Source organism: Pleionea sediminis (genome assembly GCF_007570825.1).
GTDB classification, from domain to species: Bacteria; Pseudomonadota; Gammaproteobacteria; order Enterobacterales; family Kangiellaceae; genus Pleionea; species Pleionea sediminis.
This window is the reverse complement of record NZ_SUNB01000001.1, coordinates 367695-386308: the sequence shown is the minus strand read 5'-3', so window position 1 is coordinate 386308 and position 18614 is coordinate 367695. Positions and strand designations below refer to the sequence as shown.

The 18614-nt window shown below is 38.3% G+C and carries 13 protein-coding genes; 6 read left to right on the top strand and 7 right to left on the bottom strand.

Going from position 1 to position 18614, the window contains the following annotated elements:
* Positions 1-71: 71 nt before the first annotated feature.
* The 7 genes from FAX86_RS01480 to FAX86_RS22110 all read right to left on the bottom strand — a co-directional run bounded on the left by FAX86_RS01480 (position 72) and on the right by FAX86_RS22110 (position 7953).
* The gene (locus FAX86_RS01480) at positions 72-1667 is read right to left on the bottom strand and encodes an FG-GAP repeat domain-containing protein (RefSeq protein WP_144391562.1); all 1596 of its coding nucleotides are present in this window, start codon (positions 1665-1667) and stop codon (positions 72-74) included.
* Positions 1668-2011: 344 nt separating this feature from the next.
* A complete protein-coding gene (locus FAX86_RS01475; protein ID WP_144391561.1) occupies positions 2012-2806 on the bottom strand; it encodes a retropepsin-like aspartic protease in 795 nt (264 codons plus the stop codon).
* Positions 2807-2825: 19 nt separating this feature from the next.
* A complete protein-coding gene (locus FAX86_RS01470; protein WP_144391560.1) occupies positions 2826-3146 on the bottom strand; it encodes a hypothetical protein in 321 nt (106 codons plus the stop codon).
* Entirely contained in the window at positions 3143-5269 is a 2127-nt protein-coding gene (locus FAX86_RS01465; protein ID WP_164503419.1) for a peptidase domain-containing ABC transporter, read from the bottom strand. Before FAX86_RS01465 ends, FAX86_RS01470 begins: the two co-directional genes overlap by 4 nt.
* Positions 5266-6537: a beta-barrel domain-containing protein gene (locus FAX86_RS01460; RefSeq protein WP_144391558.1), complete on the bottom strand. Its 1272-nt coding sequence runs from the start codon at positions 6535-6537 to the stop codon at positions 5266-5268. Before FAX86_RS01460 ends, FAX86_RS01465 begins: the two co-directional genes overlap by 4 nt.
* Positions 6534-7730 (bottom strand): radical SAM protein, encoded by a 1197-nt coding sequence (locus FAX86_RS01455; protein ID WP_144391557.1) that lies wholly within the window; start codon positions 7728-7730, stop codon positions 6534-6536. Before FAX86_RS01455 ends, FAX86_RS01460 begins: the two co-directional genes overlap by 4 nt.
* A 58-nt stretch (positions 7731-7788) precedes the next feature.
* Complete coding sequence (locus FAX86_RS22110) at positions 7789-7953, bottom strand: hypothetical protein (protein ID WP_164503418.1); 165 nt, start codon at positions 7951-7953, stop codon at positions 7789-7791.
* A 1157-nt stretch (positions 7954-9110) separates the two neighbouring features.
* On the opposite strand from FAX86_RS22110, the gene FAX86_RS01450 reads away from it, so the two are divergent.
* From FAX86_RS01450 to FAX86_RS01430, 6 genes are all read left to right on the top strand, one after another.
* Positions 9111-9743 (top strand): ATP-binding cassette domain-containing protein, encoded by a 633-nt coding sequence (locus FAX86_RS01450; protein WP_164503417.1) that lies wholly within the window; start codon positions 9111-9113, stop codon positions 9741-9743.
* A gap of 70 nt (positions 9744-9813) precedes the next feature.
* Positions 9814-10791 (top strand): hypothetical protein, encoded by a 978-nt coding sequence (locus FAX86_RS01445; RefSeq protein WP_144391555.1) that lies wholly within the window; start codon positions 9814-9816, stop codon positions 10789-10791.
* A 731-nt stretch (positions 10792-11522) separates the two neighbouring features.
* A complete protein-coding gene (locus FAX86_RS22105) occupies positions 11523-11726 on the top strand; it encodes a hypothetical protein (RefSeq protein WP_164503416.1) in 204 nt (67 codons plus the stop codon).
* Positions 11719-13983, top strand: a complete 2265-nt coding sequence (locus tag FAX86_RS01440; RefSeq protein WP_144391554.1) for a transcriptional regulator — start codon at positions 11719-11721, stop codon at positions 13981-13983. Before FAX86_RS22105 ends, FAX86_RS01440 begins: the two co-directional genes overlap by 8 nt.
* A gap of 581 nt (positions 13984-14564) precedes the next feature.
* Positions 14565-16094, top strand: coding sequence for a hypothetical protein (locus tag FAX86_RS01435; RefSeq protein ID WP_144391553.1), 1530 nt, complete (start codon positions 14565-14567; stop codon positions 16092-16094).
* 47 nt (positions 16095-16141) lie between these two features.
* A complete protein-coding gene (locus tag FAX86_RS01430) occupies positions 16142-18544 on the top strand; it encodes a hypothetical protein (RefSeq protein WP_144391552.1) in 2403 nt (800 codons plus the stop codon).
* The last annotated feature ends 70 nt before the right edge of the window (positions 18545-18614 follow it).

Sequence of the window (18614 nt, the reverse complement as noted above, 5' to 3'; positions counted from 1 at the left end):
ACACTGTTTAAAGGAAGGATTCAATACCATCTTGCCCAATATGAAAGGCAAGATGGCGGGTGTTCTACTAATTATTGAGTAAATTCAATGAGTTGCCAATCTCCTGGCGCTCGTGCGGAAAATATCATTCCTTTGCCAAGACCAAAAAACTCTCCGGTAATTTTAGAATCGTTGTGTAGCGTGTTCCAGTCGGCAATTAAGTCCTGCCCTTGGTTATGGTTTAGTTGGTGCCAACTATTATTATTGCGAAATTCCATGAGTACCGACCATGGATGATATTTATTGGTTAATACAACTTCATCTTCTGGATCATTGTCAAAGTTGCCTACCAATGCAATATCGTTCCATCCCAGTTGATAACCTCCAATCCAACCACTGCCATTGCCTTCTAGGTAACGCCAGCCGACAGGAGTTAGGTGCATTGTATGATGCCAGCCGTTAAAATTCATCGCGAGTAGCTCGTCTTTACCATCGTTATTAAAATCACCTGCGGCATAAACATCATTAACGTTGGTAATCCACCAATAAATAATACCGTTTGTTCCACTGGCATTAGCGCGGATATCCCAGTTTGAAGTTATGGTATTGAAGTCCATAGTGAAAAAGCGTCCATCGGTTTTTATTAAAATTAATTCATCAGCACCATCGCCATCAAAATCTCCTGATACGAATCGATCGTCTGAATCGATGTCGCCATTATTGGCGGATTGAATAGCCGACCAGCTTTGTCCATTGGTCCAACTAAGTGTTCGATAACGACCTAAAGGATTCGCTACGAGCAATTCATCTTTGCCGTCGCCATTAAAATCGCCAGTGGCATAATGATCCCAAGGCGCTAGAAAATATCCAGGAACAATTTCACTGCCGCCATGATCCATCAATAACCAAGCATTGGCAGGCGAGGAAGAGAACAACATTTTAAAAACACCGCTAGGGTCGATTATCATAAGTTGATCGTTTCCTATTCCCCAAAAGTCACCACTCAAGAGGCGTTGATCATCTTTAAAAGGCCAGTAACTGCTGATAAGTGGCTCGACAGGCCCAAGACGGTAGTGGCCAAAAGTGGAGCATTCGGAGTAGTTATTTCGAATGCGATTGATATCTCGCAAGCTGTGTTGCCAAATTGATTTTACGTATTGATGATAAAGAATCGAGTCGGGTTCATTATTAAGAACGAATGATTCAATTCGACCAATCCACTTTAAAGCAATGGATTTCACATCAACAAGGCTTCCCCAGACAGGATCTTGAGTCGTGAGACGCCATGAATAATAGTCGTTAAAGATAAGGTGAGTTTGGCCGTTCTGGTTGACGTAGTTTGCATAGTTTGAAAAGGAATTGTTCGGCGGTAAATGCCCGTTGGTACTCCAACTTACCACAATATCGGCAGTATTAATGTCACTCGTATATACAAACTTTTTGTGGCTTAATGCACTCCATTGATTAAACGCCTCGACAACAGGTTGATATTCAGAAGTTCCACCGATCGAAGCTGTTCCATTAAGAAACGCATAAGTTTCGGTATCGCATTTATTCGGCGATCGTGAGTTATCTTCTAGAGTTGTAGTTTCTATTAATTGCCCAATCTGCTTTTCTCCGTGGGCAGTGGACAGTATCAATAAACATATTGTTGAAATAAAAGTTAAAGTTATTTTCCTTTGTAACATGTTGGTGTTCCTCCATTAGGAATTGCTGAGTCCTTTTTTATCATGCACAACTTATAGAAAAATGGGGATGAAAATGACGGGCGAAGTTGGGCATTTGGGAAGAATTGGGGAAGAAATAGGTAAATATCTCAACTAAGTAGGAGGATGACTTGATGCACCTACAGAAAAACGCTCTTGTCAGTGCCGGTATAGTTCTTATAAAAAATATTTGAATGGAAATGGATATAAAATATAGAGACTAATTTAATTATAATGAAAACGGACTTGTCTAACTTTTCATAGATAAGCCCGAATTCAATTAAGTAGAACAATTTCAATAGACGTTGTGATACAAGAAAGTGAGATTAGGAAAATTTAAAACAATTATTTTTAAAGTCTACCGTTAAAGCATGTTGCTTTAACACATCCTGACCTAATATCCCGTCAATGCCCGGTATATTGAGGTCGATCACTTGTACCGGAAAATCGTTTATCACAAAATCTTTTGTTTTAAAGGACTGCGCAACTAAGGTATCTGTTGGTTCGTTTATTACGGAGCTTTCTTTATTGATTACGGTTTTTTTTGTCCCGGTATCAATAATAAATAATCCTCTCTGACCATTCAATTCAACTTCTGTCACAATGGCTCCAGAGGCGGGATCGAATTTATAGCATTGTTGCAATGACTGCTCTGAAACCTCAAGGATTTGCTCTCTAAAGTTTATGGTCAGGGTTTGATTGCTAAATAAACCGGCGCCAATTGCCCCAAAAGGACTGGGTGATAAGTTTTCACTGTCTTGAATGTCCTCTGACCCGACCTTGGACTCATAGACAACTTCACCCAGTTTGATGACCGGCAGTTGAAATTGCTGTGCCTTAAAAACATCACCTTTATAGTCTTGGAAAGTATCGTAACGATCGAGCTTTTTATGAGGAACAGTTTGTAAAACTTTTTCTGTGAGTGATATCGCTCGATAGTCGCCAAGATCAAATAATAAGCGGTATTTATGCTCTTGATCTTTATTAGAGAGATTAGCATTAACAAAAATAAACGAATCATCTAATTCGAACGGAATTTTTTGAACGCTGTCCTTACTTGCCATTGTATTTAAGCTGATTGCCATAATTAGAGAACTGATGGTCCAGTTTAACTGATTCATAATTCCTCCTCTAGTCTATTTAACTAGCTTGTTGTGTAACCGGATTATGGTACTGAACATCAACGTCAACATTTCCATCCTTTGTAATTGTAATGTTGGCCTCGAGCAATTCATTTGGTTCATTCGGGTTATGCGCTTCTATTAGTTTTTCGATTAAGTTCGAGGAACCCTCAAAATCAGGAATATCATGCTCCACATCATCAGTATCGATGAATTGAATAAATACATCGCGCTGACTGCCATAGTGTGCCTCAACAGAGATTTCTTCCCACTGGCTTGAAAGGTTGGGGTAAATAGTTTGAATCAACTGATTTGCTAGTTCAGAAAATCGATCGCTCATAAAGACTCCTGTTGTGTTTTAGTATCAATGTGTTGGTTAATATGTCTGATATCAACGACACGATCGCATTGTTTTATCGTTTCTTTTCGATGGGCAATAACGACTCGAGTAATACCCAGCTGAGAAATTGCTCGAGTAACTCGTTTCTCGGTTATGCTATCTAAATGACTGGTCGCTTCATCCATAAACAAAATAGAGGGTTGTTTGTATAAGGCTCGAGCAATCAAAACGCGTTGCTTTTGACCGCCCGATAAGGCAGCGCCCATGTCTCCGACCAATGATGACAACCCCATTGGCATACGACGAATATCGTCGTAAATCGCTGCGTGTTTACAACACTCAATAATAAGTTGTTCGTCTGGGTTTGGATCAAACATACAAATATTGTCTCTGATGGAACCACTAAATAAAGTGTCATCTTGCATAACTGCAGCAATATTATCCCGGTAGGCAGATAGACCAGACTGAATAATAGGTACGCCGTCTATTTCTACTGTGCCATGTGTCGGTTGAATCAGTCCCACCATTAACTTTAATAAAGTTGTTTTACCCATGCCTGAGGGACCAACAATGGCAACAGACTCTTTTTCCGCTATTTCGAGTGAGAAATCCTTTAGAACAAATGGGTCGTTGGATGAATACTGAAAAGAAACGTTCTTAACAGAAATATTACCTTTAACCTTTTCCATATTGAAACCGTGACCGAAACGATTTTTCTCCGGTTCGGCTTGAATTATGTCGGCAACACGTTGGACATTGACTTTGAGTAATTTAAAACGAAATAGTAAATCAACTAAAGACATGACTTTAGTTGAAAAGCGTTGTCTAAATCCAAGAAAGGCGATAAGCATGCCAATTGAAAACTCATTGCTAATGATTAATGTTGCAGCCAACCAAACAACAATCACGTACTCAAGAGTTGTGGTGAGCAATTTAACGACCATACTCGAGTTTTCCAACCACCGTAGCCGAACATCGGCATTAACATTATCAATCAACCGATTTTTCCATACTGAGAAACGTCGACTTTCATCGCCAAAGTTTTTTAGTGCTGTCATACCACGAACGGTTTCTAGAAAAATGGCTTGTTCTTTAGCGCTTGTCGTGATTATTTCATCCGTGTGTAATTTCATTGGTGAATAAATGGCCCAGCGAAATAATGAAAATAACGATACTGAGGCAACCACAATGGCTGTTAGGGTTAAACTATAAAGACTCATGACAACCAGGGTTATGATGACCATCAGTCCATCGACAATACCGGAAACGAATTCATTTTCGAACAATTCGCGAATGTCTCTTAATGCCGAAAAGCGTGCTGTGATATCACCAACATTGCGTTTTTCAAAGTAGGTGATAGGAAGATTCAATAAATGCTTAAATACTGATGAGGTCAAGTGTAGGTTTAGACTGGCTCCCAAGTAGGTTGTCAGCCATTGTTTTACAAATTCGGAAACAGCACTGAAAGCCGCTAAGAATATAAATCCTAAACCCAGTAAATGGAGGAAATCAACATCCTCGCTCACCAAAACCCGATCAATAACGACTTGGCTAAAATACGGGATCGCAAGCGCAATTCCCTCAAGCATTAATGCGACGATTGCAATTTTTGCGAAGAGCGAAACGAGTCCTTCGGTATTCGAAAATAATTTCCAAATAGGAAAGTGGTCTGTCTTTTTTTTAGTTTGAAACTTTTCCGAAGGCCAAATTTCGAGAATAACCCCGGTAAAGTTTTTTGACAGTTCAGCTTTGGATACTTTGAGTTTTCCACGACCTGGATCAGCAATGATAACGTGTTCTTTATGGACTTCTGTTAATACAACAAAGTGGTCGAATCCCCAATGTAATATGCAAGGTAAGCGAGTCGATGAAAGGTCTTCCATTTCAACGCGCACCGCACGTGTTGAGAGACCCAGCTGATCAGCATAGGACATAAGATGGCGTAATGTCGTACCTTTTAAACTCACCGGTAATTGCTGACGTAGTTCATTAAGTGAAATGTTGTACCCAAAATGAGTTGAAATCATTGCCAGGCAAGCGAGTCCACACTCTGACTGCTCAGATTGAATATAGATTGGGAATCTTTTCTTTAATAAATGATTAATATTGATAACTTGACTCATGATTGATACCGCTCCATTAGTCCATAGACAGGCTCGAAGACCCATTCAAAAAGGCTTCGTTTATCACCATAAATAAATCCTTTTAACATCATACCTGGTACAAACTTCAATTGTTTTCCCTTGTGTTCCAATGACGAATCTTCCAGCTGCACAAGAACCCGGTAGTGGTTGTCTTTGGAATTTATCGTCTGAACAGTGCCGAGATCTCCCATAGCCGTTTCACTAATACTACTTACTATTCCTGACGCATAACCGTATTTTTGATAAGGAAAGGAATCTAATGCCAGTTTCACTTTTTGGCCTTTTTTAACAAAGGCGATATCCTGAGATGCCAAATACACTTCAGCTAATAAAGGAGAATCTTGTGGTACAATCTGCATAATGGTATCTGATGAAGAAAGCTTACTTCCTTGAGAGTTGGTGAAATTAGTTACGACACCGGAAATGCCCGCTTTAATTATCTGTTCTTTTTCTCCGCTGATTTGAATTAGCATTTGCTTCTTATCTTCAATGCTGACTAATAAACGACTGTTCTCGCTGTCTTGTGATAAGTCGAGCTGTATTAAAGCTTCTTTAGTACTCAGAATTTGATTCTTGATTGAATCAATATCTTGTTTTATTTGATTCATACCAATTTCAAAGTCGATGAGTTCGATTCTTTTGTTGTAAAGTTCCGACTTGCTAATTTGGTTTTTATTGAACAGACGTTCGAAGTTGCCAATTTGCTCCTTCATGAGCTGATGCTTCAATTCATATTTGCTTAATGAATCTTTTAAGGTATTCAGTTTGTTTTTGTCGATAGCCATGCGGCTAGTGAGAACACTTTTCTTTTCTTTATAGCTGCTTCTCGTAATTTCAAGCTGTTCGTTAAGTAATTCGAGAGTTGACTGAATGGTTGATTTATTGCTTTCCAATAAATCATTTCCCTGTATATCAAAGTTTCTATTTTTGACTTTAAACAGGGGGTCTCCCGCAGATACTTGATCTCCATCGCTTACAAATATCTCGACAATTGAGGTTCCTTGCGGCGCTGTTACTTTTTCAGATTGTAATGCGGGCCTGATTTGACCGCGGGCTGATCGTGTTTGTTCGTAATCGACGAACATAGAAAATAAAAGAGTGATAACGAAAAGGGCGATCAATAAATAAATAATAACTGTGAGTCTAACTGGATGTGCAATCAACACCTTTCCTTGTCGACTCGATTCACTAAATTGAATCGCCTCTTTTCGAAATAGCTCTTCAGGATTAGTTAATTGCTCACTCATGCTTCAACTTTTTCCTCAAAGAGAATCGATTCAACTTTCTCAATATTGAGACCGTTATCAATCAGGAAGCTTGTCAGGTAGGCGTAAAACTCTTGCAATGAGTCGCAATAAACCGAAGCGTGATTGCAACTGTTGTCTTTTTCACTGTATTGGTGAGCGAGAATGCCACCTCCGCCACAAACATTTTTCCAACAGCATTCAGAGCATTCATCTGGAATCTTATGAGCAGCTTCTTCTAAATATAGAATTGCTGGATGGTGTAAGTATTCAACTAATGAATGTTGATAAATGTTTGGGCGAGGGTTAACGTTTTTCCAAGCTCCCGTCGAACGAAGTGTGTCATCCGGACCCAGGTCGCCATTACTTTGAATGACGAAGGCTACGGCTTTTGCTTTGCCTGTACTAAATGCATAACCAGAGTCTGACTCAGAAAAATGCCCCAAGAAAGAATCAATTATACGAATTCTATTGGTATTAAAATCGGCCTTCCAAACATCAAAGAGCTCTTTTAAAAACTCGGTATAAGCAGGGATGTCTTGATAGTCGAACGTTTCTTTAGTGAAGTCAGGGAGTAGAAAGTCAGCACCCCAAAATTTCATTTCGTGAATGAAGTGGTTGTACATTTCTGTTGCGTTATATTTGGGATCGATAACGCTAAGAACGGAAATGGGTTCTATTTTTTCTGCAGCGACTGCGGCTTGAAGTTGTTTGACGCCATTTGCTGTTTTCTCGTAGGTACTGCGTCCTTTATGATCCAGTCGATACATATCATTAATATGCTTTGGTCCATCAAGGCTAACACCCACGCCAATATTAAACTTGGAAAATATTTCAATCCAGTCGTCATCTACCAAGGTCGCATTGGTCTGAATAGCGAAAGACAAACGTACCTTGTCTTGCAATGCATCAACTAATTTATTGCACATTGATTCAAATTGATCTTTTTTCATCATCATGGGCTCGCCACCATGAAAATCAATTTGAATCGCTTTGAGGTTTAGCTCATCGGCGGCCTCGGAAAGAAATCGACAGATTTGGTCAACCGTTTCTGGAGAAACAACCTTGGGGTATTGTTCGTATTCTTTATTGTTGCCATTGAAGTAATAGCAGTAAGAACAATTGATATTGCACCGCTCTGTGCATTTTATTATGACTTCAATAGCCTCCAGCTCACTATAGATAGCGTTTTTCATTTCGTCCTCCTAACTTATAAAAAGGACGAAGCTAAGCTTCGTCCTTACTACTCGTGAATTACATGTCTTGAGCAATGATAATAATTACTCGACGGAAACGTAGGAAGCGTAGAAATGCATCGCCACCAGAAACGTGGTCGAGCATATCGTTTGCTAAAGTTTTCCCAACAGAGTTGAACTCACAGCCTTGAGCAGTTAATTGGTCACGCAATTGATTTTTCATTTTAAAATTCTCCATGTTTAATTTAGTGGTTTGAATATTCTTATTCTCACCATTTGCAAGATTTAAATGAGGAGTTCGAACTTCGATTTCCTAGGTTTCAAAATCCGAACTCATCTTACACATCGATGCGCGCTTAAAAAATTAAATTGAAAATTGATATAGATCAACAAAAAAAAGACTAGCTATCTTTCTTTTTTATAAAAAATTGGAAATAGAGATTAAAGCTATTTTCAGTGAACAAAATCTCGAATTTAATTTCAGGTATCTCATATATAAAAATCTTTTGTATTAGTGATGAGCAAAAAATGTATTGAAAATATAAAATTGGGTAGATATTCTTTAGATAATGATTAGTGATACTTATTTTAATTAGGGATATTTTTCTATTGGCTGAGCGGTTAATTTTTTATTAATGCACTTTTTCGTATGGACTGCTTTTCTACCGACAAGCATGTGTTTGTCGCGAAGCTTTTATACTGTTCATTTCTTCCGGTAGGGTCTTGTTGTCGTCAACCTGTCCCATTTTAAAGTTATTATTCCAATGAGCGTTATTTTAATTAGGAGGTTATGATTTGAGTTTTTTAGATTGTATTCATGGGACACTTGATTACTGCTGATATTAAAACGGATGCTTTAACTCTCGTTTATGAATGAAGCAAGAACGACTCTTCCACAATTTGTATATTTTCTTTCTAAGTGTTCATGTCTTAAAAATTAAGTCGGTCAATAAGTGTGGTTTTTGTTAACTCGTTATTGAAGTGCTCAAAATTTGTTCTGAGTTAAGGGTTGGCTGAAATTTAACCGTTCGCAATAATTTTTGGTTAAAAGGGATTTTATTTGAGACTCTTGTGTCTATAAGTACTCACATAATCGCAGCGTTTCTTTTTAGGAATAAGGTATCCATAGATAGATGGATAAGTGTGGTTGTTATATGTACAGTTAAATGTGATGACATCACCGATAGACCGCTGATATTTTTAATGAGATAAACTGACTTGCTGGAGGTTAGTTAATATATGAAGTTACCTCCAGCTGGTTTTGTCCTATTGAGTGTAGAGAGTTTGGAGTATTATTTAAATTTGTTAGAAGTTCCTCTGGAGCTTAAATAAACCCAGCGGTCATAAATGCTACTTAAGCATTCTCGTCAGGAAAAAAAGATGCTCAACGTAAAAGATATTAATAAATATTATGACTCAAATCCGGTGTTGAGTGATTTAAGCTTTGAGCTATCGACAGGTCATTATATTTTGTCGGGTAGTAATGGTTGTGGCAAATCAACCTTACTGAGGGTTATAGCTGGTGCAGACTCCGAATGGAGTGGGCAAGTTTTGTTAAATGGTATTGACTTAAAGAAAGACTTTAAGTCATATGTAAAAATGATTAGCTTTGTTCCCGATAACTTGAGTCTTTTTGGTGAATTGAGTGTTGACGAGTTTTCTTCTTTTGCATTAAAACAACGAAAGCTGATTGAGCCCTCTTTGCCCGAAGAGTTAGCTGAGTTGTTTAAATTTGATCTAAGCTCTTCTAAGTCACTAGGAACCTTGTCTCTGGGCAATGCAAAAAAGCTGATGCTCATTATCGCTCTATCCTATGACTGCCAACTGTATTTATTTGATGAACCAATGAATGGATTGGATAATTTAGCCTGTGATATATTTTTTCAGCAGTTAAAAAATAGGGAAGATCGCTTTATTGTAATGGCGACACATATGGAGCACCCGCAATTTACTGCTCAGTTTCAACGAATTCCATTTATTTCTCTCAATGAATATCAGTCAAATTCTCTATAAGCAATGTTCGAGAACGATCAGGCGGTTGTATAAAGAACAATTTAAAGTTTTAGGCGTTCTATTCGCTTGCATGTACGTTCTAATCTTTACACTTCCGTTTGCACTTCAGATGCTGAGTCGTGAAGATGTATCGCTGGTTGTCAGAGTCATTATCTTTTTGTCGGTGATATTGGGTGCTCAATGGTTTGTAGAGAAGTTAAGGATGCTCGCATTTGGTAGTCGAGATGTTGATATTTTGTCTCAATTCATCGGCAGTCGTGTAAAAACTGTATTTCTACTTCAATTAACCAGCCTCATTATTTTAATACCATTGCACATTCTTTTTGCTTGGTCTTATTTATTAGTTATATTTGAGAAGGATTTCCCGACGAATATCAATGCGTTTGTCCTATTTTTATGTTCTTTCTATTTGTTTATTCTCGGTCGTTTAATTAGCAATAAAGTCAGCAACTATTTGCTCCTATTGACGCTTACCATATACATAGGATCATTCAAGTACTCTGATGACCTTTCAATAATTATTCTCCCGATGGTCGGATGTGCTTATGTTCTGAAAGAGCTGTTCGCAAAGTATCTATTCAATCAATTTCAACATCCTGTTTTCCTGGTAGCCTACTTACAGAGAAAAGTGTTTTTCTTTTTTCAGGTTATAACATTGGGATTCATTTATTTCGTTAGTTCAAATTCAATTAATACCGTATTTTCAGCTTCGCTATTTGTAATTTTGCTGAATGGCTTGATGTTCTCAATGGTTGCAATAGAGCGCTCAAAAGAAAGTAGTTTGATTTATCTTGATTCAATTGTAGCCAGCCATCGAACGTTATTATCTAATATGGCTTTAATTGCCTATGTAACTTGTTTATTGCCCGCTTCCTTTGTCCTCACTTTTACATTGCTTAAGCTTTCGATATGGAGCATATTATTTCTAACAGCCATCAGCTTTATTTGTTTCAAGCCAAACTGGTTCGTTAACTTTCGGGTGGGTCATTCGCTGCTATTGTCAAACTTTATTGTCGTCGTTCCTTTGGTTGCTACTATTCTTGAATAAAGTCGCATAATTTTAATAATAATCTCGGTTTTGTATTTGGAAAGGTATTCATTTCTGGGAAGGTCATTTGTCGCAACAGTAAAAAACTCCCTAGGATTATCTCTGCCATTTTATTATTCGAGAATTAGACAACTTAAATTTCTTAAAGAGCTTTAATAAGAAAACGAATGTGGTTGCTATAAAGGACGATGCCGAATTTATAGTAGAAAACTAAAAATTTATTGCAGAATTTTAAAATGTTTTTATAGAACCTCTAGGCCTTCATTGCTGGTTGGAAGAGTGTAAGTACTGCTGATTATTCACTAATTGTTTTCTTTTAAAGCATTTTCGTTTTAAAAAGGTACGAAGTGTGAATATTACCGATAATCCATTCTATTTTAATTTTTGTAACAAAAACATTGAATTAGCGTCTTTTGTATAAAGAAGGATGAGATCGCTCCCAAATTAATGCAATAGCTAAGTTGTATAAATAAAGCTGATATTTTTCTCGCTTTAAATAGAGTGTTTTTCTGGTCTGTTAGAAAAAGATGTATAAATTGGCTTGGTGTTTTTTAGTCAAAATATAAATATTTTAGGTAGTGTTTTATAAGTATTTTGTATTAATGGTAAAAATAAACACTATTTTAAAGATGAAGATTCGTTTAAGGTATTTGTCGAGCATTAAACGTACTAAACAAAAATTAAAAATAACGTAAGTTTGATTTTCCAATGGTATGTTTGTGTTTTTCAAAGTGAGTTTTAATTGGGGTGCTGAAAACTTGTTATTAGTTTTGCAGTTTAAAACAAAAAGTTGGTTGTACAAGTATGGACGTGTTCAGTATCAATCACGAATGCATCTAAATGCTTTTGACTCAAAGTTAAGCTCTTATCCTCGTAATCGTATCAGTTTATCTGTATTTCCTTTAGTCGATTTAAACGGTTGTGCTTATGAATGACAATTTAGCGAATCCAAATCTTGTCATTTTTATTCCTGAAGATAACCTAATTCAGAGAGATGGTCAGCAATACAAACTTGATCCCATCATTAATGCTTTACTGCAATTCTTATTAAGTAATCCTAAACAAAATATTTCTAGAAATGATATTGCGACCCATGTTTGGCCTAATGCTTATGTCTCAGATGACGCAATTAATAGAGCCATTTCTGTGTTGCGGAAGGCATTGAGCGATTCTCGAGAAGAGTATATAAAAACGGTACATCGAATTGGCTATCAGTTTGTTAATTCAGAGAAAATTCGCGTTCAAAAGAAGGACGAGCTGAATTCTTTAGAAGCAGATTGTTCCTCGATACCTGGTAAGATGAAGAGACCATGGTATTACATGGAAAGGTTGAACTTTCCGTTAACGTTCGCGTTAATCTTTGTTATTTCTTTGAGTGTTATAGTCTCTGCAATCGATAGAGACAATGCTTCAGGTGTCACTCCTATAGTTCTGATTAAACCTTTTACAAATCAAGTGACACAATTATTTCCTGATTATTTTGAAGACGACTTACATGAGAATATCTTACTGAATTTATCTAAAATTCCTCAAGTGAATGTGATTGATGGATTAGAGAGAAATGCAGGTAAAGACTCTAATTTTATTTTAAGTGGTGTTGTGAAAGATTACTCCAATATTATTCGAGTTTCTATTAAGTTGGTGGACAAGAGCTCTGAGGCTTTATTGTTTTCTTATGTTATTAATCTAGAAAATAATACAGCGTCAAAGCTGATTGACGAAATTTCTCAACAAATCGCATCAGCACTTCGGCTAAAGTTTGTTCATCAACATGAGGTTAACTATTATTTAAATCTCTCAACAAGACTGTCTCCGCATGATATAGAGCAGCTTATAATCGCCAATACATACCTTAGAGAAGGCAACGAGTTTGCTATTCAAAAAGCAATAAGCATTCTGACGAGTCTTAATTCACAATTTCCAGATACACCAGAAATTGAAGGCGCATTAATTAAAGCATCGATTAGTAATGGTTCAATTAATGTTGAGCATAGAAAGGAAGTTATGAAGTATGTCGACATGGCGAAAGATGTACTCTTGTCTGAACCCAATAACATAGATGCTTTGATTGCACTTTTGTATGGATACAGTTCGCAGGCTAAATATCGCCAGCATGCATTTGATATTGCAAATATTCTTGTCAGTAAATATCCGGGTGAACAGTCTGTATGGCGGGCTTTTTTATATTTAATGATTAAGTCTGCCGTACCTTGCGAAACTATCGAAAATCGAATTATTAATGGTGGAGCTCAATCGGCCTTTTCCTCGCATCAATTATCAACCATTCAATCGATTATTGATACTTGTGCGTCAAATAAGTCGTTGGAGAAATTAAGTCAGCAATGGGAAAGAGCCGCATCGACGATTCGTAGTCAGGATGAGGGCCTGGCGAATCGTTTGGAAACGTCGTTTGCGAATAACTCCTTGATGTTCTCTTTACGAAGTGACTATTTAGCATTTGCTTCAGAGCATCAATTTCATTTGTATTCTAATACTTTTAGTCAACTTCAATGGTTAAAAGTGCAATTTATGCTTGAAAACTTTGATGAGGTTCGGTTGTTCATTGAACAGGCGAAAGATAATGATTGGTCACGCTGGATGCCGGTCATTCAGTTATTCGGAGATCTTCATGGATTGGAATCTAATTTTTCTCGATTGAGTAATGAGGAGATTGCACTATACGATGTTGATGCGTTTTTATTGCCAAGAATAGCTCTTTTAATAAAGCGAAGCGACATTGAAGGGGTTGAGAAATTGAAGCCAGCTTTTCAATTATTTTTAGATAATCAACCCAATATTTCGATCTCAACAGAAAACAGTAATGCTTCTTTGGCTATGATAGCCGCACAATATTTTTCAGGAGATATTGAGGGTGCCGAGATTTCAGCCAAGCACTTTTACAATAAGCTTGAAAAATACAGAGAGCTCTATCCTGAATCTTACTCTTTTTGGGGATTAGCTCGATTTCAAATCGTTTCTGGATTTTACTGTAGTAATAGCTGCGCTGGTTTTGCAGAAAACAGAGAACATATGTTAGCTGAAAACTTTCGCGATGATGAGGCATGGTGGACCCATGACAGAACAACCGTCGAAGCCTTTTTATTACCATGGAGAGATAACGACTTTGTGCTCCGGTATCTACAAGAGATTGAAAATAACTTGAAATCAAAGCGTGGTCAGTTAACGCTGTAAAACCTAAAACCTAAAACCTAAAACCTAAAACCTAAAACCTAAAACCTAAAACCTAAAACCTAAAACCTAAAACCTAAAACCTAAAACCTAAAACCTAAAACCTAAAACCTAAAACCTAAAACCTAAAAAACTAGATTTGAGTTACAGCGTCTCCTGCAATTCAGCTAAATTTTTCAGTGATAACCGGGTATATCGATAAGAGATAACTGCTGGTGTTAATTGAACTGTGTTTATTATGCGTTTTTGCTTGAATTAATATGCAGGAACTTGTTGAATCCGTTTGTTGAAAAATATCTCAAAAATATCGATTGTTTGAGTATCAATAAACTTACAACTGGTTCGTTCTTACCAGTAGAAAAAGTCAAAAGTATACCTTTCTCGTCTTTCTTATGATTGAATAAATCCTTTTAAAACAAGCACATCAGGAAATATTAGAACTTTATCAGTAACTAGTAGTTTACTCTCGCATCTTTTTCCTTGAAAACGTTACGTGACACTTACGGTTAATAAAATGTCGAGTTTCACAGAATAAAACGAAGATTTTATTGAATGCATAAAAACGAAGTTAAGAGAGGCAGATTATGAAACACTCCTATGGATCTCCACCACTTGGGCAGCGAATTAAAAAATTGGCACATGTCTTTTCACCAGCAGTACTATCGATTGCGGTTGCGAGCGCGCTTCCTGGGTCTTCCATTGCAGGTGATTTTAATGTTGATATTGATCGTGCCAGCAATTCTAGTTGGAAACTGGCAGAAAAAAGATCGGGTAAACGAGCGATAAAGTTGACCGACAAAAAACAGGAAGCAACGCGTTCATTAAAATCTTCAATTCCCATTGACGACTCCATCGATACTTATTTATTGGGCGGCGGTTACGACTCTGAGCGCGGGGAATTTAAAGGGGCAACTTCAGTGTATGTTTCTGCACTGCCAGCTGAAGATGAGGACGGTAATGTCATTGTCGATGTTGATGCGAATAACGATGGTTTTGTCGATAGCGCACAGTTCGTAGGAAACACTCAACTCGATTTATACATTGGCGTTGACCAAAACTATGAAAAATTGTTGAACAGTATTCGCGGCTCGGCCAGTGCAAACATCAGTGCTGCTTCTTTTGAAGTGAGTGGTGATGTGGGACTAGCGTTTCAAAACTCTGCCGACGAATTTACCAGTTCGTACACTTTAATTACGCGAGCAACACCACGTAAACCAGTGTTACTTCCATTAGAGCCTGAAGGCGAAACCGCGGTGGGATCAGGAAATGGATTACACCCGACATCAGGCTTTATGTTTTGGGCAGAAACTATGGGATACCGTGGCAAAGAATTGGCTGAATTTACCGGCGATGAATTTATCCAAGGAGTTGAGCTCGGTGCTTGGTTAATGGTGAACATTCAATTTAAATTCCGTAACGCCGAAGATAAGAAAAACATTGGTGGACGTTTATCGGTGGACTGGGCACAGGGCACAGTCTCTGTCGATGGTGAAGCCGACTACTCCGCTATTAATAATTCTGAAACGGTGGATGTAACTATTCGAGCCTATCAGTACGGTGGTGATAGTGGTTCGCTACTGAGTATTTTGGATGACCAAACCTCCCATGCTTGTACATTACGCGATCCAAATACATGCTTGGGCTACTTCGAAAATACCGTCCTGTACGCGAAAGATAAATTACCAGGTGTTGTCGGCTTTCCATCGCAATTCAAAAACAGTGACGGCGAGTGGTTGTATAACAAATTTAATCCCGTGCGTTATTTGACGGCAAGTTACGAGGATAGTGGTCCCGAATTTCGTCAATACTTCAGTGATCCATTGGACAAATTAACGTTTGCTTCACGCCAGGCTCTCCGTGATATCAAAACGCGTTGGGAGCGTTCGGTGATGCATCAGCAGCGTGCGAATTATTTATCGTCACAACGAGTTGCCGATCTAAAACCGGGTCAGCTGACAATTGTGCGTGATATCGAAAATCGAGCAAGTAATAACGCGTATCACTTAAGCGAATTGGCAAAAGATTGTTTAACCGGAGGACCAAACGATTGTGCGACCTGGTGGTCGAGTCAGAACTTTTTGCAATCGTATGATGTAACGGCGTTGGAATACTAACGGTTAAGTACTTCGGTAAGAGTAACGAATGGTTATAGGAAAAAATTATGATGTATAAAACAAAATGTGCAAAGTGGGTTGGTGGTGCGCTAGCGTGCTTAATGAGTTTTTCGAGTCAGGCAACTACAGTTATAGCTGGTGATAATGATTACATTCCATTGGGAACGGCCTACAACAGTGTGACGGGTGAGTTTTTGAATTATAAAACGGTGCAAGGTCAGTCCTCGGAAGTTGTGGGTGCTGAGGGAACCGATTTCTTTTTTGAAACCAATCAAAACTATCAGCAGATCGCGAGTGTTATTAATGGTTCGGTGACCGCGGACTTAAACTTTCCCGTGGCTTCGGTAGATGCCGGTGCGGAAGTTGCTTTAGAGTCGTCGGCGGACGAATTTTCTAGTAACTGGGTGTTTATGGCGCGACACCATGCGAAATCTAAGATTCTTTTAAGAAATCCTGGTGATAGTGATGTTGTATTGAGCCCTCAAGGTCAAGCTGTTTTGAATACGGAAAATCTTAGTGATTCACAACTGCTAGAGCGTGCCGGCGATGAGTTTGTCCGAGAAATTGAACGCTCGGCGCTATTGTTTGTATCGATGAAAGCAGAGTATGTGAGTGCTTCAGATAAATTGGCTTTTGAGGGCGCATTGGATGTCGATTTTTCTTTAGGTGAAGTCAGCGGTGAGCTTGATTATTTAGATGATAAACAGAAAGCGTCTATTAATATTACCGTGCGCGCGCACCAATTTGGTGGTGATCCATTAGCGTTACTGAAAGCGATTCCAGACAATTTCGTTCAGTGCAGCGCGCTAAACTTTGAAACATGTCGAACATTATTTGAAAACGTTATTAAATACGCTCGAAGTTTAGAAGGATCTGAATTCGAAGATGATGGCTTCAGTAAAATGATTTTAACGCCAAGTAACTCCAATGTGGTTGGTTACAAAACACAGCGTTATTTTGGTACAGCGAGTAACGTACATCAATTAGGGCGTCGTAGTTATGATGTGAATGATAACTCTGGAATTATCCGAGATCTGCAACGAGACTATGCCGAAGAGATGCAAAATAAAAGTCGAGCAACCAGTTTGCTTTCTCGATCGTCCAGTTACTTAAATAGTTATCAACGTCAGTCTCTTCGCTTTATTACTGAGGCAGCACAAAAAAATGCCGATACTTTGAAAGATCTTGCTGATTATTGTGAGAAGAATATCTATAACAACGATTGTTCGAATTATTTGGAAGAAAACTGTGATAATGCTGGTAATGGAAGAGCTTGCTTAACCACTTATTCACAAAAGGTTTTAGATCTCGGAGGAAGTGATGAGCTAGAGTTAGCGCTTAATACTTACAGTTACCCAATAAAGATGCAAAGTGGACGTGATGCTTCGTATATGTTAATCGGTGCCGAAAACAGTGGTACGGATTATTGGAATCATGACAGTGCTACAGGAAAAGTTACAACGAATGGCTGGGGATTTCAATTCAGTGGCTTCTTTAATGAGACTCGAAAAGGACGGTTTTTAACAAAAAGCTCCAAGAAATTAGCAATGGCAAATCCAGTCGGTATTCGGTCTCCTATTAATGGAAGCTACAAACTTTGGGTCTACACGGAGAATGGATGGGAAATTGCACGAGATAAAAAGTATGGCGAAGAGGAGCTTTACAAAACAGAAGTGGTTTTAAGAGCTAAACGAGTCGACGGTCACTTTCACTACATTACAGAATGGGAAACTGAAAAAAATGATGAACCCGAAGCTGCTGTTAGCATGGCATTTTGGCGCACGCAATTTGGCAAGAGTGCATCCGACTTGTACTTCTTCTTAGACCGTACGATAACGGTTCCGATGTTGAATGAGGAGTTGGAATTATTTAATGAAGATTATCAGATGTACACGCATAGCGATACAACACCTTGGTTCTATACCGCTCAAAATCTTAATGTGGCTAAAGATATTAATGGTAATGATATCGGTTGGTGTGTCGACTCAGAAGGGAATTTAACTCGAAATACAACTGCAATGTGTCGTGCGAAAGGGCGTCTTTATAACCAAGTTGAATCTGAAAAGGCGTGCGAAGCTTACAGTGAGAAGTATGAAGCCATTACTGGAATGTTTTGGAGTTTGCCAACAACCCCAGATGGCATCAATATGAACATTCGCTTGCGGGCAGAAATGAATAATGAAGCCGATGGAAGTGCCATTTATGCACGCTCTCATCTACTAGGTGGAAAAAATGCTTGGAGTATGAACATTTTACCCTACGGATACATTACAAGTTCTGACGGGAATAACCCCAATCAGTTTATTGACAATAACTCAGCCTATTTTTGGATGGCATCGCCACAATTAAACCGGCTTGACTTTACAAGTAAGCCTTATATTTTAACCGGTATGTGGGGACATATAGAGCAATCGTATCCTGTTCGCTGTGTTGGAAAATTCAGTCGATAGAACTATCTGGTTGTTTTTTAAATCTAAGCCGAACGTTGACATTTAGTTAATGTTCGGCCCATCCAGGAAC